At 47.6% G+C, this 20,171-nt stretch carries 11 protein-coding genes and 2 pseudogenes; 3 read left to right on the top strand and 10 right to left on the bottom strand.

The genetic code is table 11. The features are described from left to right. Nucleotides 1-4: 4 nt before the first annotated feature. The 9 genes from tssB to VPR01S_RS08810 form a co-directional block, all read right to left on the bottom strand. On the bottom strand, nucleotides 5-514 hold the full coding sequence (gene tssB, locus VPR01S_RS08850) for a type VI secretion system contractile sheath small subunit (protein WP_021704976.1): 510 nt from the start codon (nucleotides 512-514) through the stop codon (nucleotides 5-7). Between the two features lie 26 nt (nucleotides 515-540). Continuing rightward, entirely contained in the window at nucleotides 541-2,094 is a 1,554-nt protein-coding gene (tssA, locus tag VPR01S_RS08845) for a type VI secretion system protein TssA (protein ID WP_021704975.1), read from the bottom strand. A gap of 2 nt (nucleotides 2,095-2,096) precedes the next feature. Then, nucleotides 2,097-4,091: a serine/threonine protein kinase gene (locus VPR01S_RS08840; RefSeq protein ID WP_021704974.1), complete on the bottom strand. Its 1,995-nt coding sequence runs from the start codon at nucleotides 4,089-4,091 to the stop codon at nucleotides 2,097-2,099. A 245-nt stretch (nucleotides 4,092-4,336) separates the two neighbouring features. Next, a complete protein-coding gene (locus tag VPR01S_RS08835; protein WP_021704973.1) occupies nucleotides 4,337-5,284 on the bottom strand; it encodes a hypothetical protein in 948 nt (315 codons plus the stop codon). Continuing rightward, entirely contained in the window at nucleotides 5,281-6,273 is a 993-nt protein-coding gene (locus tag VPR01S_RS08830) for a DUF2169 family type VI secretion system accessory protein (protein WP_021704972.1), read from the bottom strand. Before VPR01S_RS08830 ends, VPR01S_RS08835 begins: the two co-directional genes overlap by 4 nt. Next, on the bottom strand, nucleotides 6,254-7,573 hold the full coding sequence (locus tag VPR01S_RS08825; protein ID WP_021704971.1) for a hypothetical protein: 1,320 nt from the start codon (nucleotides 7,571-7,573) through the stop codon (nucleotides 6,254-6,256). The genes VPR01S_RS08830 and VPR01S_RS08825 overlap by 20 nt, the downstream gene beginning before the upstream one ends. Nucleotides 7,574-7,602: 29 nt before the next feature. Beyond that, nucleotides 7,603-8,097 (bottom strand): hypothetical protein, encoded by a 495-nt coding sequence (locus tag VPR01S_RS08820; protein WP_021704970.1) that lies wholly within the window; start codon nucleotides 8,095-8,097, stop codon nucleotides 7,603-7,605. After that, a complete protein-coding gene (locus tag VPR01S_RS08815) occupies nucleotides 8,097-10,175 on the bottom strand; it encodes a type VI secretion system Vgr family protein (protein WP_021704969.1) in 2,079 nt (692 codons plus the stop codon). The genes VPR01S_RS08820 and VPR01S_RS08815 overlap by 1 nt, the downstream gene beginning before the upstream one ends. A 72-nt stretch (nucleotides 10,176-10,247) precedes the next feature. Continuing rightward, on the bottom strand, nucleotides 10,248-10,766 hold the full coding sequence (locus VPR01S_RS08810) for an Hcp family type VI secretion system effector (protein WP_021704968.1): 519 nt from the start codon (nucleotides 10,764-10,766) through the stop codon (nucleotides 10,248-10,250). A gap of 463 nt (nucleotides 10,767-11,229) precedes the next feature. Between VPR01S_RS08810 and tssH the strand changes: the two genes are divergently transcribed. The 3 genes and pseudogenes from tssH to VPR01S_RS23230 form a co-directional block, all read left to right on the top strand. Beyond that, nucleotides 11,230-13,893: a type VI secretion system ATPase TssH gene (gene tssH / locus VPR01S_RS08805; protein ID WP_021704967.1), complete on the top strand. Its 2,664-nt coding sequence runs from the start codon at nucleotides 11,230-11,232 to the stop codon at nucleotides 13,891-13,893. Then, nucleotides 13,880-15,245, top strand: a pseudogene (locus VPR01S_RS08800) (sigma-54-dependent Fis family transcriptional regulator); the annotation flags it as partial. The gene tssH and the pseudogene VPR01S_RS08800, both read left to right, overlap by 14 nt. 104 nt (nucleotides 15,246-15,349) lie before the next feature. Continuing rightward, nucleotides 15,350-15,511 (top strand): annotated as a pseudogene (locus VPR01S_RS23230) (helix-turn-helix domain-containing protein); the annotation flags it as partial. Nucleotides 15,512-15,542: 31 nt separating this feature from the next. On the opposite strand, the gene VPR01S_RS23045 reads toward VPR01S_RS23230, so the two are convergent. Beyond that, nucleotides 15,543-20,162 carry an OmpA family protein gene (locus tag VPR01S_RS23045; protein ID WP_021704965.1) on the bottom strand — a complete coding sequence of 1,540 codons (4,620 nt, stop codon included), beginning with the start codon at nucleotides 20,160-20,162 and terminating at the stop codon, nucleotides 15,543-15,545. Nucleotides 20,163-20,171: the final 9 nt, after the last annotated feature.

Raw genomic sequence — 20,171 nt, 5'->3', positions numbered from 1 at the left:
CCTCTTACTCTGCTTTATCCGCATCTTGGTTTCCACCAAGACTCAGCTCTTCTAGTAGTTTCTTGCGTGCTTCTTCGTCCTGAAGTACTGCTGCAATCTTCTTACGGAACGCAGGAACGTTACCTAGTGGACCTTTCAGTGCAACCAATGCTTCACGCAGTTCCAACAAGCCGTTCAGCTCTGGGACGTTCTTAGCAATAGTTTCAGGTGAAAAGTCTTTCATGTCTTTGAAAGTCAGATCGACTGCCAGTTGGGCACCTTCTTCATCACTCAGACGGTTATCAACGTTTACTTTCACGTTAGGCGAGTAGCCTTCCAGAACTTCGTTGAAGTTATCTTTGTCGATGTTGATAGGCGTACGTTCTTCGATTGGTGTCTCATCTGCACGTGCAGTAAAGTCACCAACAACCATCATACTCAGCGGCAGTTCTACGTCTTCTTGCGCATCACCAGTCGCTGGAACATAACGGATATTAATTCGCTCTTTAGGAGCTACCGAGCCATCGCGTGACATAATTAGTTCCTTATCTAATCGTGTTACTAGTTATAAATTGTTTCCCACTCTTGATATTTTGCAGGTAACTGCTCCTTAGATGGATACAGCTCTTTGAGGGTTCTCTCGGTAAGAGAATCCAATTGCAAAGACAAATGTGGTTCCCAGCTGGCAAGATCCATTTCCTCACGTACTGTCCAGACCTTTTCCAGATAAGGCAGGCAAAGAGAAAATAATCCTACGCCGTGGTAGGCTTTTACCATTTGTAAATGCAACATAAATTGCCCTCGTCCTGAGCTATCAAGCTCCAGACGACGAGCAACCTCTGCCACACGTTCCCCCAAATTCTCGAGGGTGACATCGTCCATCGACAATGAATCATCTTCTGCAATGATGATGCTTGGCATCACCACTTGTTGACCAGAAGACATGCTATCGCTTGTAGACAACCAACCAAGCGTCGCTTCATCAGCGAATGGAACAGAATTTTTAAATGAAAGGGCTTCAAGGCCCGGTAGAGACTTAGCAAATTTTTGCGTCTCTTGTTTGACCGCCTGAGCGGCCTCATGAAGTTCCAGATTGTCGAGCATCTGGAACACCATGTAATGACCCGTCAACCAGAACGGCGCATCTGTTAGGGTGCGCTCAAGTCGCTTAACGGTATCAATATCACTCTCCTGTTTAGCTTTGTCCCGGTATTCCGACTGTTGATCAGAAGATACCGCCAGGCTCAACGGCGTGACGTTGTTTTGATGATCCGGCAGTTCATCAATGTCCATCCAGGTAAGGTGGCGATGAATCCGATAAGACAGCGGCACAGTCGGCTCAGCCGCCAACATCGTTTCGGCCACTTTCTTTAACGTACGTTTTGAAGCCGTCGGTGAAGAGAAGTCGGTATCGACGTCCACTTCTTTGCGCTGCGGTTTGACCGGAGGTGGAGTCGGTGCCGCAACAGGCGCCGTTTTAACCGGTGCCGTCTCTGGTGCACGTTCCGGTTCAGAAGCGACGGGAGTCACGGCGGGCGCTTCTGCGACGGGCGCCGTTTGCGGTGCCACGTCAGAGCCCGCACGTTGCATCAATGCATTGATCGAGGTACGGATTTCGTAGAAGTCCGCTTCTGAATCACTGAAGACGTTATCGTAATGACGCTGCACTTCTTCCGTTAAATCATTACAACGAGAAAGTTGCTCCCAGCTTAACGCCTCTTGCTCGAGCGTCGGTTGGCTCAGTTTGATCTGATGATTTAACCACTCTACTGCACCGTCACGACCGCGTTTACGGCTTGGGTAGAGACCAGTGCCAAAGCTTTCAATCGAACGCGCTAACAGGGTCAGGCCCTGTTCTAGCCCATCCACATTGGCTTCTTCCACCAGCGCACGAACCAGATAACATAACGCTTTAAGGTCTTTACTGTGATGACTGAGAACTTCAACAGCGTTGGTTTTAACGATATTCCAGTCGACCGTCTCCCCGAATAATGAGCCGAATTTCTTAACTTCCGACTCCATCATTTCATAGCTGAACTCGTAACGTGCATCATCACCACATGGCGAAGCATCGCTGATCGGAGCCAACAAGCTATCGATTGCAATCAATTCCATGCTTAGCTCCTGCCATCTACGTTGTAATCCAGCAACGCACGCTGTATCGCTAAAGCCCCACGAGCAGGCTTCGATTTCTGATGGCTTTGTTGAATAGCTTGTGACGCCATACGATTAAGCAACTCACTCACTTCATCAAATTTCTTCGGCGCGCTTTGTTCCAAATCGTTTAATGCCGCGTTCAGTTTCTGAGGCTCATATATGTTCTGTTCTGTCACCGTGCTAAATAGGATAAATTCACTTCTGGCGACGCGCAGCTCGCGAGCTTTGGCATTGAGCTGAGCAGTATTACCAAAGAACTTACGGGCAGCTTCAACTTCAGCTATCGCTTTGGAGTAATAATGCTTCTTGGCATTGTCATCGACCGACGCATACACTTTGTCAAGAATCAGGCTAGGTAGAATCTGGCTGTAGTAATACGCCTCAGCTTGATGTGATTGCCAGGCGTATTTGATGTACTGATCGACGTATTCGGCATTACCATCCAATACCTGTTGGGCGAGCTGATCATCTTTCTTACCAAGAAAGTCCGTCAAGGTCTGGGACTGCAGCGCCACCGTATTTAGTTTGGACATAACATCCGTTAACTTACGATCAGCCTGTGGAAACAAGGCACCGTCTTGGTTCAGCTCTTCACGCAGTTTGACCAGATCACGACGAATGTCGCCTAGATAACCTGGTAACTGTGAGGCATCATCACGTTGCTCATACAATGTCGCTTTATAATCCTCGTACACTTCCAACAGCTTCTTTTGTTGCACATGATAAGCTTCACGGTAAGGCGCCATGGTAACCAGATCGTTTGAAGAATCGCTCAGGGCGTTCTCAATTTTCCAAGGCGGTTGAGCAAGGAATGCGGCGGTTTGTGCGGGTTTGATCGTGCGCACGACTTTCTCCGGGCTGACCAGCTCAGACTTGAGTACTGGCTGCCAGTCCGGTTGTGAAGCATCATATAAGTAGGTACCCGTGACAGCGACAACACTGGCAACCATGGCGGCTTCCAGATATTTGAAACGACCAAAGGCGAATTTGTCTGAGCCACGGCGCTGGGTGAGCACCAGATCCGCGTTTCTCAGGTTAGTAAAAATCGGCGCACTATTGTCAGCTTTCAACGCATCTGCATCGATCTTCGCTAGATCTTGTGCAAATGAAATGGCCGTATAACCGTGAGCGCGTGGCTTATTGATTACCGTTTTAATTAACAACCAGACATGTTTTGGAATTAAGCGCGGGCGCTTACGTTGAGTCAGTTGCTGGCACCAGGCATTGCCGTAAATGGCCCCCAAAAACAGATGCCCGGTTAACAGAGCCAAGGAATAAACGTCATCCTGGGGCTTGGCAACACCGCTTTCAAGATAGAGAGGTGAGGCATATTGCAAGCTGGCTTCCGCATGGCCTTCGGCTTCGTCGGTGTAGCGTGCGGCGCCAAAATCGATCAGACGAACACTGTCATCTTCACCGACAATCACATTCGACGGTTTAATATCGAGGTGGCAAACACCGCGAGTGTGCATGTACTCCAGCGCACCAGCCAATTGATAAATCAGCCAGGCAATATGATCGTGGCGAAAGCCTTTGGATGAATGGCGGGTCATTTTCTCCGCTAAGGATTCACCGGTAATCCACTCGTACATCAAATAAGGGCGGTCAAACTCATGACCAACCTTGATAAATTCCGCGACACTCGGGTGTTGGGATATCTCAAGGCGGCTGGCTTCGCCAATAAGCATTGCGCGTGCAAGTTCAGGCGCTTCCTCGTTTACAACCTTGCAGCATACCTGTTTCTCTGGTTCATTTTTCTTTGCCAGATGGTACACCGTTGTTTTACCGTTTTTAGACGGCAAGGTATCGAGGACGTCGAATTGAGAGAATAGAACATACTCCAACTTGGGCTTATTCTTGTTTGCCACATGTTGTTCATGATGTTTTTTCTTTTCAATAGCTTTTACAACCAGACGATTAATATAGCCGTTGGTTGATCCCTGCTGATCAGACACGTTATTCTCTTAGCCAACTTAAAATAATAATTAGTGAGGCATATTAATTAGTGTGGAATGTCTATTTCAACGCTGCAAAATAAAACGAACGCTATATCTATCAATTTAGTGATATTCACTATCCTAAATTAAAAATACACACTCGCTTTGACGGGTTAAATTACATTCACAAAAGAGATAAATAACGGAATATTCATGCCAGTTTAGGTAATGATATACTTACCGTTTTATCACTAAGTTCTCAATCACGCACAAAGCTCCAACTGCATAATGGCACGCTGACCATCTCGGCCAAACAACATCAGCGAAGCCGGCGCTGTCGACCGGTGAACGTGATTGAACGTCGCCATCAATGCCAACGCAGAACACTTACCGAGTGTTCCCCACAGCTCATTGATTAAAAACGGGTTTTGCGGATTCGTAAATTGCTCAGCCCGAGCACCGATCGCAAATCCGTAGTCCTCGGTATCGGTTCGATCATTGCTCATGTCGCTGTAGATACTGCCGAGGTGATCGCAGGCTTTCGCTGCCTTGCGGGTCAGCCTCATCATTCCTCGGCGATCAGAAACCCCAGACTCACGCGCTGTGTAGCCAATACGCGATAAGGGTTTCAGCTTTAGCGTGTCGACAATGTTTTTCTTCGTCACCACCAAACCTGCTGCGCCTTCACTCGGGATGACACCCCAGGGGTTTTTATTCCCCATCACGACCCCGGATTCGATCAGTTGGTCTAGATCATCCACCAAAGAGTCAACAGCAACACATAACAAGGCGTCGTGATGGTCAAGCTTAGCAAAGGCTTCATTGAGCAGAGTGACGGATCCACTGTAAGAAGTGTCGATCTGCGAGATCCACTTGTCATATTGACTCTCCTCCAGCCAATCCACCAAAGGTTGCGCGTCTACTTTATCTGGCAGTGATAGCAACAGTGGAATCGGTTTGAGTGATTTCGGTAACTTACCTAAGAGTGAATCCAGTAACGTAGCCACAGCTGTCTGTACTTTGTCTTGCAGTGTTTCACCCAGCCAGAAATCAACCCGAGCATAGGTGTAGCGATCTAAGCCGCCATTATCAACACGCTGACTAAAACGAGCCAAATCCGCCTGAGCCACCGCAAGCGAAATATCCAGATTCATGCCAGATGGCGTAATAACGTCGCCGGCTAAAACGTAACGACCCAGTCGGTTGTTCATGCCGTCTCCTCAGTATCAAAACTATCCAGAATTTGTGATGTCGTCAGTAAATGCTCTTGCCCCTGACAAGGAAACGCGGCCGTGTAAGCCAGAGTAATGATTTGCTGCTCTGTATCCACAAAAACCGTATAAATCGGCATATCTGCCACTACAGGTTCGTCTCCGAACATCACACGAGCACGGTATTGCTCGGCTGGAATACGAAACGACAGTGTATCGTCGTGAGAAAAACCACTGAGCATCATTCGCTCTCCACCTTGCAGGTACCCCTTACACTGTTGGTCAATGGGTGCCGACTGGAAAAAACGACCATCGAAATCGAGTGGTAACAGCGGTCTGCGCTCCTCTTCCCACTGTTGGTCGAATGTTCCGGCGTAACGAAAGCGCTGGGCAAAAAACGGGGGAACCGGGCCAAAGCCTGCCACTTTCACTTTCGCCGGATTAGCCGACCAGTCTTCTTTTGGATAAAACACGCTGGGTACATTCTGCTCCAGCAACTCTCGATTGCTGTCTGCAATACCACCACCAATCCGGTTGCGCTCATCACCACCGAGCGCCATCGAGTAGTCCATATCCCGTTCAATAAATGGCTGCGGCTTGGCAATCGTCACACTACCAGCGTGCTCGACCCAATGACGCAGACCATGCACCGCAAGCGTTTTATCGATATGCCCATCTACCAACAGCCGACATTCCATATAGGTGACTGGTCGCTTCGCATAAGCGCGTGCTTTCCCATACACGACGACATCGGTGTTTTGTTTGTAAACGGGAAAATCATGGTCCACTTGCATCGCTGAAAAGCCCGCCTCCCCCAGATAAACGGGATCATCGAAGACTTGTTCTGCGCGCTCTTCCATCCACTGCTTTTCTATCCAGCGCCACTGACGCTTTGCCGTCAGAACCCAGACCTCATGCCCGTTATGGTCGCGTTGGAATCGACCTTTAACTTCCAGTTCCGGATGCTCATCAATATCCCACAGTTGCATGATGACTCCTTAGGTTAAATCGTTCGGAAGCCGATGGTATCTCTTTCAGTTTACTGATGATCCATGCCTGCTGAATTTCAGGCATAGTGGCGTGCCAGGGGATGTATACCCGGGCATGCAAGCACAGTTGACGCCATAGCCAGATTCGGTACGTTTCCGGTATGGTCGCGGTTTGCAGGGCTGCCAACGTCGAATCATAAGAAAGCGCAAAGCCAAGGCGAGCCGGTACATGAAGTTGGTGATGGCCGTCGCTGACCCATTCATCCAGTATCTCAAGAGCATCTTGCCATTCGTAGTCAACCCCAAGTCCGGTTGGATTGAGTGGAAAGCTTTCTCCATAAACAACGTGCAGAGAGTCTAACCAGCGCTCACCGTCTTCCTCGTCCATATCCTGTAACGCCGCCAGCACATTGTATGCCCACTCCGGATCACCAGTTAACGCCAGATGGAATGGCGCGTGAGGCGAAGACAAATCAAACTGCATAAACTCTTTGAGTTCGAGTAACTTAGCGAACGTATTCACTTGTTCGGAAGGCAGTGCATCTGGCTGGATTCCGAAGTACTGGCGGAACCAGGTGTTACGATCTTGCTTAACCAGCAAGCGTTCAAATAAATTCTGCTCACCAGACAGATTCTCTTCCATCCATTCAATACTGTCCACCACGTCAAACGTCGCCAATACCGGATGCACAGTTCGCTCCGGGATCATTCCTTCTTTCAGCCAGCGTTTACTTAGTGACACGCTCAATGTCTGGCGTAGGCGTAAATAGTCAAACGTGTCTTTTGCCAGTTTCGTTTTGCCGTCAACCAAGCCCGCAAGATACAAGTCGAGATGCATCAGTTTTGACTGAACCACAAGCATGCAGGCCATTTCGCGCGAAATATCCTGGCTGGTACTTAGTCCACTCAGAAGATGGGTTTTCTCCTGGCCAAATTCTGCTGACAACATCAACCAGACAAACACTTCTGGCGCTTGTTGTTGCAACTCGTAAACCAATCCGGGCGCCAGCTTGTACAAGGCAACATAAACCTGCTTCAACTCGCCCATCTGCCGTTCGATGATTCTCAAATAGTCGTTTTCGGTACTGGGATATCCCTGCTGATGCAGGCGTAGCCATTGTCTGAGAAAGAAACTGAGGTTTTCGATCGCTAAAATCGATTTGTCACGGCAAAACGACAACCATGCCGGATCCAGTTTATCCAGTTCTGACACGGCTTTTTCTACCGCAGCTAATGCCTGCTCGATCTCACCGTCTGACAACGGCGATTTCAGTTGTTCTACACCAATTCTTTGTCGCATTCCGTTCTTTACTTCTTTTTGATGACGGCTTAATTGATGGCGATCGTGCCGCCCTGAATTTTTTGGGCTTTTTCGGCCTGAGAAGTGACATACTTCGCTTTGGTGGTGACGCGGTTATCACGCCCACTGTAACGAGTTTCGGTTTCACCACTGCGTACCACCAGCTCCTGAGAGGCCTCAATGACCATTTTGTCGGCACGCAAGACGAACTCATCTGAGTCATTCAGGATCGAGAAGAAAATATCCGTCACAACTGGCAAGTTCAGATCACCATTAATGAATTCAATCCTACAATTGAGTTGATTGGTCACCGCCATATCCAGCTCCGCCTTGCGAAACATACGTCCGAGTCTGGCGGTGATGGGCTGGCCGAAAGTATTGCCTTCGAAATCGATCTTCACGCTATCCAGTGATTCATTGATGGCCACAATGCGTCCAAAACGCGAAAAGCAAGCCGATTGCTCGGCTTGCTGTGTAGTTTCCGTTTCCAGAGGGGACTCTAGTAATGTTTGTGTCTGTTTCATCAGTTAATCGCTACGTTACCACCCTTCACAACCACTTTAGCGCTGCCATCGATGGTAATTGAAGTACCAGAAAGTTTAATCGTGCCGTCGCTGCTCATCACCAACGACGAGCCGCCGGTTTTGAGTACAATTTTTTCACCACTGATAATCTGTGTGGCCCCGTCTGCCTTATATGAGGTATTGCCTTTGACGGAAACCGTCAGGTTACCGCCGACCGTTTGGTTGTCATCCGCACCAACGTCCGAAGAGCGTGAAGCCCCAACCGTCAGGTTGCTGTTTTCACCGACATCCAGATCGTCGTTTTTACCAATCTTGGTGGTACGATTGTCACCAATTTCAAGGCTGCTGTTATTTTTTACGTACTGAGTTTCGTTGGCGTTATAGGTGACGGTAACGTCTTGCTCAACCGTCTCCGTAAAGGTGCTGTTCACCTGTGTGGTCTTATGCCCGTCAATCGTCTCTTTGTGGTCGCCGTGGACTTCATTCGTCTGGTGACGGCCGACTTTGAGAAACTCATCCTGACCAATGTCACGATAACGGTTGTTCAGGACTTTGGTCGACATATCCTTTTGTGCATGGATATAGATCTCTTCCTGGTTCGCTTCGTCTTCAAAACTCAGTTCATTGTAACCAGTGCCTTTGTGCGTCTGAGTACGGAAAGTGGTCCGTGTTTTGTTTTCCGGCAGCGAGTACGGAGGATAGTGCAGACCGTTGTAAACGGCCCCCGTCACTAACGGACGATCCGGATCACCTTCCAGGAACGTAACCACAACTTCGTGACCAATTCGTGGCAAGTACACCGCACCCCAGGTTGGCGCCGCCATTGACTGGCTGACACGAATCCAGCAGCTGGCATGCTCGTCGTTGTTCGCGTAACGATCCCAATGGAACTGAACTTTAATCCGACCAAGCTTATCGGTATAAATCTCTTCTCCAGCCGGCCCCACTACAACGGCCGTCTGCGGGCCATCGACCATAGGTGCTGGCAGCTTTGGCGCCCGGAAAACAATATCACGAGGAATACATACAAACTGGTTGTGATATGACGTTGGCATGCCGCTCGCTTCGTCTTCGTGAACCTGAGGGTCATGACCATGGTGAGTCACTGCCAACATGGTAAAATCACGGTTAATTGACGCGCGAGGATGCTCTCCGATATTAAAACTGTAACCCGCAGTAAGGCGCATCACGTTACTGGAGGCCTCAATCTGCTGATTCTCTACGACATGATCGGCCATCCATTCCGTGGCACGAATTTGCCCTTGCGCAGGGTCCCCGTAACGGCCCGGATAATCAAACAGTTTTAGATCCTGATCAAGGTCACCATTTGACGCCATTTCCTGAGGGATCTTCGGCTGTTCATAGTTGTAATCTGTGTACGTCACGTGACCAGTTCGAACGCGATTGATCAACTCCAGATCAAAGATGTGCTCGCGGTCAGCCACACCACCAGCATCCGAATGGTAAACGATCGGACCGATGTAAGACGCGTTTAGCGGGGTGCTTTGCAGTTCAGCAATGGCGTCATTGCTGTCGACGATCACCATCGTATGGTTGGCTTCAGTGTGTTCAAAGTAATACCACATACCATGCTCAGCCAACATACGCTGAACAAAATGGCTGTCTGTTTCACGATATTGAAGCACATACTCTTTTGGTGGGTAAGTCCCTGATAACTCCAGACGATAGTCAGTCACCGACGCGTCGTCCAGCACTTCAGAAATAATATCCGGCGCCGCTTTATGTTGGAAAATACGGCAATCCTGACGCTGAGTCAGGAACCAAAACTGTGGAACCAACACGACTTGATAACGTGCAAAGCGTCGCCCCTGCCCCAGATAACGAACCTCGTTGACAACACCGTGGAACAAACGCGCAGAGCCCGCTCCCTGACCATACAAGGTCAACAGAGCTGGCTTTCGAATCAATGCATCGAATGTAATATCAGCATCAAGTGAAAGTAATGAAAGGCTGACATGAAAAGGTTTGGACAGTTCTTCCGTTACCTGAAAACTCTCAACCCGAAACTCATGTCCTGTCCCGAGGACTTCAAATTTAAACTCTACGTCATTCACCATATCTTTTACCTGATACTAATAAAGGAGTTAGGGCCAACATCATGTTGGCCCTGATACGTACCGCGATAGCTATTACGCTTCGCGTGGAGCACGCCAGTCGTCGTTACCCGCAGTACCACAGTTTTCGTGAGTCACTTCGATTGCACGGTAAGTGAACTTCAGAACTTCTTCAGTCACGCGGTCTGCAGTTGCAGCGTCTTGACAGTGGTTCATGCGAGTTTGCACGTCAACCAGCAAAGCATCGATCAGTTTGATCGTGTAGTAATGCTCTTGCTTACCTTGTACAGAGGTACGGTAGAAACGGATCTGACACTCAGGCAGTTTCTCACCAGAAACCAACGCGTTGAACAGCAGTGGAGAACAACGGTCTTGAACTTTAGTTACCACAACTGGTTTGTGAACACGTTGACCAGTTGGTTGGCCGCTTTGTGGGTCACGTGGAATAGTCAGAACGTGATCCAGTTCTTGTACCAGAAACTCGTCTACGTGAGCTTCTTGCCAAGTGTTACCGACAGAATCCGCAGAGAAAGTATCTTTAGTGATGTGACCTTGAGTTTCACCATTGATAGACATATATGCTGGAGTTGGCATTGAAATTTCCTTCTTAAAAAATTCTATATTATTTACATTCACCAAATCGCTTATCACCGCGACCCAATATAACAATGCAACCAGCATGCCAACTTTAAAATAGTATTAATTACAATGACTTAGTAAAAATTCCATCTTATTCACACTATACACAATTACAAGATTTTAGAAATTTAAACAAAATCTTGTTCTCCCATATTAATTTATTGTTCCTCGGCGATAAAGAGAAAATAACGGCATTCCACTGAGGTAAAAAAGTCATATTAACTACCACTTCAGTCACTTTACCCATCAATTAATTCACAAACACCGAAAGCCTGCTTAGGTATATTTAAATTGTGGAAAAAGCCACCAACATAATAACTAAAATTGACTAGTTAAATTAGCGGATAAAAAAAACCACACTCGATTGTTTAGTATAATCTCGCCCACTTTTATACAATCTAAAAGCTCAGAAACGACAATGATAAATATTAATCTCTCTTCTTTAATACAACGTCTGCACCCTATCGCAAAAGTTGCGCTAGAAGATGCAGCAGCACTGGCTGTATCAGAAAAGGCCAATGAAGTTCAAATCGAGCACTACCTGCTTAGCCTGCTTGAACGCCCAAACAGTGATATTGACGTCCTGCTTGCGCATTTTGACTGTTCTGAAAACCTGCTACGCCAGTCCATTCGTTCAACACTGGATTCCAGTCCAACTGGTAACGGCGGTAAACCTGTATTCTCGGCTCTGTTGATCGAATGGCTGCAGGAAAGCTGGCTGGTGTCGTCTCTGGATCTTTCGGAAACTAAGATTCGTACCGGCGCCTTGCTGCTGACTCTGGTCAGTAACCCGCTGCGTTACGGCCAACACGGTTACGCGTCGATTCTTGAAAGCGTTAACCCAGACAGCCTGAAGCGTAACTTTGCGGAACTCACGTCGCAGTCTCTGGAAGCACGTGAAGCAACATCCGAGAAAACTCAGGCACGTGAAGAAGGCTCTGCGTTGAGCAAATTCACTACTGATTTCACCGGTAAAGCACGTAAAGGCGAAATCGACCCGGTATTCTGCCGTGATCAGGAAATTCGTCAGATCGTCGATATCCTCGCCCGTCGTCGCAAAAACAACCCGATTGCCGTGGGTGAACCCGGTGTAGGTAAGACCGCGGTGGTAGAAGGCTTGGCGCTCAAAATTGTCCAGGGCGAGGTGCCTGACAACCTGAAAGGGGTGGAACTGTACGGCCTGGATATGGGTCTGCTGCAAGCAGGCGCAAGCGTAAAGGGCGAATTCGAAAAGCGCCTCAATGCCGTTCTGGATGAAGTAAAGAACTCACCAACACCGATTATCCTGTTCATCGATGAAGCCCATACTCTGGTCGGCGGTGGTAATCAGGCTGGCGGCAGCGATGCAGCAAACCTGCTGAAACCCGCCCTGGCCCGCGGTGAAGTCAAAACTATCGCAGCCACAACCTGGTCTGAGTACAAAAAGTATTTCGAAAAAGACCCGGCGCTTGCCCGTCGTTTCCAATTAGTGAAACTCGACGAACCTTCACCGGAGCAAGCCGCACTCATCATCCGTGGTCTACGCCCGGCGTATGAAAAATCTCACAACGTGTACGTGCGTGACGACGCAATTACTGCCGCTGCTGCTCTGTCTGCCCGTTACATTTCCGGTCGTCAACTGCCGGACAAAGCGATCGACGTACTCGATACCGCTTGTGCGCGTGTCAACATCAGCCTGAATGCGGTACCTGCTTCTGTAGAAACGCTGCAACAAGAGCTGGCGGCGCAAACCCGTGAACTGGAAGCGCTGGAACGTGACGCTCTGCAACAAACAGGTGATAAGCATAGTCTGGCAACCATTCCTGATCTAAAAGCGGCCATGGAAGAAACCCGTGCAGAGCTGGAAGTACAGGAAGCCCAATGGCAAAACGAAAAGAACCAGATCGAAGAGATGATCGCACTGCGTGCTCGTCTTCACGAACTGGTATCAGATGAGCCGGCATCAGAGACAGAAGACGATCAAGACGCTGACGTTTCTCCTTACGCAGAAATGGATGAAGAAGCGGTACGCATCGCGATCTCGGCTTGTCAGGAACAACTTGAGCAAATTCGCGGCGGGAACCCACTGGTGCACTTTGAAGTTGGCCCTGACGAAGTCAGCCATGTGATTGCCGACTGGACAGGCATCCCGATGGGTAAAGTGTTGCAGGATGAAGCTGAGACCACGCTGAACCTTAAAGACAATCTGACTCAAACCATTAAAGGCCAGGAGTTTGCAATTGATGCACTGGCAGAAGGCATCCAAACCGCTAAAGCCGGTCTGGGTAACCCAGATGCGCCTACCGGTGTCTTCCTGCTGGTTGGTCCAAGCGGTGTGGGTAAAACCGAAACTGCCCGTGCCATCGCAGACCAGCTGTTTGGCGGTGAACGTTTCATGACCACCATCAACATGTCAGAATTCCAGGAGAAGCACACGGTATCTCGCCTGATCGGTTCACCTCCGGGTTATGTGGGTTACGGTGAAGGTGGTATGTTGACCGAAGCCGTCCGTCAACGCCCATACTCTGTAGTCCTGCTGGACGAAGTAGAAAAAGCCGACCCAGAAGTACTGAATCTGTTCTATCAGGTGTTCGATAAGGGTACGCTGAACGACGGCGAAGGTCGTGCGATCGACTTTAAAAACACCCTGATCATCATGACCAGTAATCTGGCGACGCATGAAATTGAATCTCTGGTTCAACAGTCAAAAGAGATCGAAGCGGGTGTGATTGCCGAAGCTATCCGCCCGACCCTGAATCAGCACTTCAAGCCTGCTCTTCTGGCGCGTATGTCTGTTCTGCCGTTCGTGCCTCTGTCTGACGACGCCATGACCGATATTATCCATCATAAACTGGGTAAAGTGTCTCAGCGTCTGCAAAATCATCATAAACTGACACTGAACTATGACGACAATCTGGTTGAGTTTGTTCTGGGTAATTGTCGTCTGGCGGAAACTGGTGCACGTAACATTGATGCCGTGATCAACCGTCAGTTGCTGCCTCAACTGTCAACGCAGTTGCTGGTTCACGACAAAGACGATGCGCATACCCAGATCACCGTTTCTGTCGATGAACAGGGAACGCTGTCTTATGCGTTCAGCTAATCAGAACGATCTGAGTAGTGCTTTACTTGCGATCAGCCAGTCTCTGGCTGATCGCTCTCAGTTAGCGCAAACTTTAGACGCAGTGTTAACCGCTGCCCGGCAGATGACGTTTTCCAAACACGGCATCATCTACGTTCTGGATCAGACCGGACAAGCACTGATCCCCAGTATTGTCCACCACAACGAAACCGCTTTCTCCGCCCATCCGTGGAAACCCCTTTCCTTAGATTTAGCCAGCGAAAACGACCCGTTCAGTTACGCCATCCAGAATGGTGAAGTCGTCCTAATCAATGAGTTGTACCAGTACAATGGTTACGATTGCGATACGATTTACCAAACCGAGGCAAAGCTTGGTTTGCGCAGTACTAACCTGCTTGCCTGGCCTCTGGTGGACGATGACAACAAAACCATCGGCCTGCTGGCGTTGATGGACTTGAGTGTGATCGACAACGAATCAGCACTCACGGCATTTTGTCATATCGCAGCGAACAGTATTCGTCAGGCTTTCTGGCTGGAAGAGTACGGGCATATGATCAAAAACCTCAGTGCAGACAACGCAGCCCTCGCTCGGGAAAACAAGCAGCTTAAAAAACGCAAGCAAGGCCAGTACAACGGCCCCATTGCTGAAAGCGAGCAGATGCTTGAAGTTTTGCGCCGTCTGGATAAAGTGCTCACCCTGCCTGTAGACGTACTGCTGCGCGGAGAAACCGGCGCCGGTAAAGAAGTGATTGCTCAGTACATTCATGAAAACTCCGACCGGGCAAAGCAACCGTTGATCGTGCAAAACTGCGCGGCCATACCAGAGCAGTTGTTGGAGTCTGAGCTCTTCGGTCATAAGAAAGGCTCATTCACTGGTGCAGACAAAGACAAGATCGGCCTGTTTGAAGCAGCAGACGGTGGTACCTTGTTCCTGGACGAGATCGGCGACATGCCGCTGCTACTTCAGGCCAAATTATTGCGCGTGCTGCAAGAACGCAAAGTCCGACCGGTGGGTGCCAGCAAAGAGATTGAAGTGGATGTTCGTGTCGTCGCGGCGACGCACTGCAACCTGATGGAGAAAATCAAATCCGGCGAATTCAGGGCTGACCTGTTTTACCGCCTGAATGTTTTCCCCATCACGTTACCGCCTTTGCGTGAACGTGAAGCGGATATCCTACCTTTGGCCGAACACTTCGTGCAACAGAGTGCAAGCTCTCTGGGGCTGCCTCAGGCACCCGGACTCAGTGCGAATGTACGACGTCAGTTATTGGAATATGCCTACCCGGGTAACGTCCGAGAGCTGAAAAACATCGTAGAACGCGCGGTGTTGTTGTCTGATTTCGAAACCATCACGCAAGTAGAAATCGGTGAAGGCGTGATGACACCATTGGTATCAGAGCAGTCAGTGCCAATACCCAGTCAGGAAACTCTCACTGCGGATCCCAAAAACCTTGATGAAGCCGATACAGACTTCTCCCGAGGTCTTAAAGAAGCCGTGAGCGAGTATGAGAAGACCGTTATTCTCGACTGCCTGAATGCGTGCAACTGGCACACCAAACGCGCAGCAGAGCAGCTATCTCTACCCTTGAGTACACTGAACCATAAAATGCGCAAGTACGAGATAACCGCCACTGAGTAAGTAATAAAAAAACCGCCCGAAGGCGGTTTTTTTATTGGTTAGAGATCCAGTCGTTAATCAAGCCTAGCTGAGCATCCGTTATTCTAGGAGGTTTCGCTTCACCGGCTTCCAACCATCGTAAAATAGGCACAATGTCCGAATATTTTTTACCATAGTTCTCTGCAATTTTTCTTTTCGCATAGAGGTTATCCTTTTTCTCAACTTGCAGGATTTCTTTAGCCCCTCGAATATGTTCCTCTTTACATGAATACCATGCTTCCGGGATCTTCTCGCGATCAATAGCATGAGCATTCAACTTTAGCTTATCCGATTGAGCGTTTAACCCAGAGCCTGTAGGGCCAATGAGCTCAAGTTGCAGTTCTAAAAATATAAAGAAGCTATCAGTTAACTTTTCGACTCTTTTAAAGGGCTTAAGTCCGCGCACTTTGGTGCCTAACGCATTAACGTATTCTGGTTTAAAAGCTTGAGCATAAATATCAGTTTTCTGACCTATTCCAAATTTAGTAACGACGTGCTTCCTTAGTTCATCCGATGTCATTTCAGAATAGTATCTTTGCAGAGTCTCAAGTTGGCTAGGCAACTGGAACGATTCGAGTGCCACACTCTCGGACGGAGTAACTTTATCAAACTGCCAATCACCATCCTTCTCCATAATAGTTCCAAGTCGATATAACTCCTTCCGACCTAAATCAATACGTGATCCTCCGGATACTCCTGGCAAGAAGTCAAGACTATTCGCAAGTTCAACTTCTCTTAATTTGGCATCGACCCCAACCACTCTTCCGGGTGCAAACCCCATGTTAGTGAATACCTCGTCACTACAATGCGCGGTTTTGACAACAGCCAAACAGTTAACCCATTGGCTCCAATCAAACCCTTTTACATCCTTTTTGTAATAACGATTGAAATCCGAGTATTCGCCTTCAAGGCCTCTTTGCATAACATGGAGTTCCACGACAGGGTCATCAAATACTTTAGGGAAGTAACCTTCATCAGAATCTGGTTTAGGCGCAGAAAGAAAGCTCTCAGTAACAAGCAAATGATCAGCATGTCTAGGATCTTTATTTTTACCGAACTGATAAAGTCTAGAAGGACTCAGTGAAAGGTTGAATGTAGACAAACTCAATCCTCCCCAGGAACCATAATTGACTGGCTTAAATGAATCTTTTACCCCCTTAATACCTGCTAAATACTCATAGCTTAAGGCCATTTCTCCGGTGCGAATTTCTCGTCCTTTCTTCTTAAATAACTCATTTAAAAGCATGTTTTTATACGAATCGCTATTTAGCCATGGTCGTGTACCCTTAATCTTATTAACGCCGAATACAAAAGATGGCTCGATAATAGCGCCCCACACTTCGTTGCCAGAATGCTGGTTGATCATAGCTTTCTCTTGAGAAGTCATTCTTAACTGCTTAACCAAAGGAGTAATGTCTCGTAGATACTCTGAGTTTTTACCCACAATCTTAGAACGCTTGAACATAGCATCTGTCAGATCCAAATGATTCAACCAACTCCATTTAGTTTGAGTCTCAATCCCTACACGATGCAATAGCCTTCGCTTGTCTTCGGCTAATGATTGAATAGCCTCTTGGGCTAAAATCACGATAATCCTCACTTCATCAAATGGAGACAAGGAATCATATTCGTCTAAGAACTCATCCATCGCCATCCACTCGTTCGGCGCACCGTCACGAGCCGTTTTGACAGAAATAGACTGTGTGGACCCTTTGTACAATGCCTCAAGCTCTTCAGTATTAAATGGAATCTCAAACATATCAACGAGAGCATTGATGCTTGAAGATGCAGTGTAATGAATGGGGCAGTATTCCATAAATGGTTTAGGGCTCTCACTATCCTTTTCATCAGAAAACCAATTGTTCACCTGATTACTCGCTATACTCGCACCAAGCTGCGCGTAAGCGGAATACGTACTGGCTTTCAGTAGTGATAATTCCGCTTGTGCATAACCGGAGTCCATATAGAACTCATCAAGATGAACCATGCCAAACCCATTTTCATTGAGCTGCCACAAATCATTTAGCAAAAACTCTTTAATGTACCCATCAATATGCTTTATCTCGACGTTTACCTTTTCACCTGACATCATCTGATAGTTGCGCTCAAGTAGTAAGCGACTCAAACCATTCAATGCGTGGGCGCGTTTATAGTAGCTTGATTTCATCTCATCGGTAAGATTGGCTGAATCAAACGAAAGTATCTGTTCTTGAGACACAATGTTTTGGTACTGAATTTGTTCAAGGTTATTACGTAGCTTCAATGTATCAGCATTTTCTGTACACAAATCATAAAAATTGGAGAATACTGCTCCGCCTTCCTTTGCAACAGTATAAATAAAGTTTGCAGACGCCCCCCAAGGCGTCACTGAGGCAACGTCAAGGGCGGTATCAATGGCGAGTTCGATTGCATCCAGGGCGGCTTCATCAAGCTGCATCTCATTAGCAATCATCATTTTACGCGCTTTTTCAACGACCGTTAATCCGCCGCGGGACAACGGATAGTCCAATATTGCTTCAAAATGCAATACCAAGTCGACACGACGATTGCGGCGGCGCTGTTCCTCGGAGTCGTTAGGAACAAGAGGCAATTGTTCGCCAAAACCGACGGCACGAATACATTTTTGCCATACAGCGTAGTTGCTATTTATCCCTTCAAGAATACACTCTCGTATGTAGCTTGCTCGCTGTTCAGACAAATTCTGGTTGTATTCAATAGAACCTCTGGAACACGTATGTCCTTTAATAGTGATAGGGATAGGACGGTGTAACTCTGACAGTATTTCCCCCAACTTAACTAAGTTAGCTTTAGCTTTAGGATTATCAGATTCGCTACGGTCAAACGCAAACGTTGTACTCCTTAGCTCAAAAATATGTTGCCCTTCTTTGACCTGAGTATTAATCGACAGCTCATCATCGCCCATATAGGGAAGCAGCTGCTTGAGTTGTTCAAGTGCCACCTTCTCTGCACTCGCCAATTCTTGATCACTAATCGCCGCTAAAGATTGCATACCCGGCTGTTGAACCGTAGCAAGGTATTCAACGACAACAGAATCAAATTTTTTGCTTGCTTTGTCGTCTTTGTTATAGGCCTCAACTAAGTTTCCGCCTTTAATAATAACATCCGCTAAGCTGTAAGCTTTACCAATCTTTTCTGCTATTTGAGTGTCTTGTAATAACTGGCGCCACTGCGAGGGTACTTCAATCAAATTGATTTTATCTTTCAGCTTATCGAATAAGATATTGCCTTTGTCACCGAACAACTTAATCAGATCGATTTGACTCTGGCCAAATGCGGCCGTGTTCGCTGAAAGATCATTGGCTTTGCCCATAACGGATAAACAAGCCCCAGTAGCGCCCGCAATATTTTTGATTTCACTGTCAGCACTGCCACCAACAGAAGCCGCCGCGACCTTGGCTACAGTCTGCCAGCTTAACTTATGTTGCATCGTTTGGGCTGCACTTTCAATGTACGCTTTATTGCTTTGTACACTGTGCCATATCTGAGCTGCGATCGCGCTTTTTGACTCACTGGCTAATTTTTCCGGCAAATCAGTTGGGCTTTGTTTAAGCTTTTCAAGTAAATCTGGATAAAGATGGGGCGCTTGATTGAACAGTGCTTCTTCTACCGAGATTGGATCGCCATTCACCAAAGCACTGCGACCCAGTGGGGTTGAGATTGGCAGGTGCAGCACTCTTTCGCAAAAACTGTATTTTTGAATATTTTTCCTTAGCCAAAAGTCTTTTGCGGTTCCATTTATTACTGTAGATACGTCAATATCAAAACGGCAATGCTGGCTTGCTTCTTTGAGTGAAAACACAGAGTCGGACATTACCCAAAACGTAGCGCTATAAATGTTCTTTTCATGACCGTCGATATCTTTGAATTTCACTTCTTTGACCGTGCTCACCGCAGTTAAATTACTGCCGTCTTCATCCCCTTTCATACGCAAGTGTGAAGGAAAATTCGACAGCGTAACCGTGGCACCAACGAAATTTGCATCAGAAAAGTGCACTACGATGGTATATTTTTGTGGTAAAACAATGGCTTTTAGCGTACTCAGTTGTTCTGTCTCTATCGAGTCCTCAAGTTTACCGATAGCAGCGGCATATTGTTCATCACTCACCTCTTTGCTTGGTAATAGTTCTGAGATGGAATAATCACTTTGTTCAGAAACTTGATAATAATTTTCTATAGGCTTAGTTTCTGCTCCTGAGATAAGCGCATCATACAAATTCGCTAGCCATTTACCGTCTTTGCCCTCTTTACTCATAAGATGAATTGGTGCTAAATAAGGCGGAAAGAATAGCAAGCGAGAGTTACCAGAGGCAAACGTTGTCGCAGATGCAGGATTACCTTGCAATGGCAAATCTTGCTGCAAGTCTAATGATTCAGGCGCGTTAAAATAGGTAATTTTCCCGAGTGCGTCACTGTACAATAACGCGGCCTTCGGGGTCGTTTGAGTTTGATTTCCCTCTCCATCATAGCTGACAGTCCTGCCCTCACGGTCGTCTTTATGCGCGAAACACACATTACGTAGGGGAAAATATCGACTGTTTGGTACTGGTCCCATGTCATCAAAAAGTTGCCCAAGGAGATAAACACCACGGACTTTAAGGTTTAATTTCGCCACGAAGTTTAC

Origin of the sequence: Vibrio proteolyticus NBRC 13287 (assembly GCF_000467125.1) — a bacterium.
Classification (GTDB): Bacteria; Pseudomonadota; Gammaproteobacteria; order Enterobacterales; family Vibrionaceae; genus Vibrio; species Vibrio proteolyticus.
This window is presented reverse-complemented; position numbering and strand designations above follow the sequence as displayed.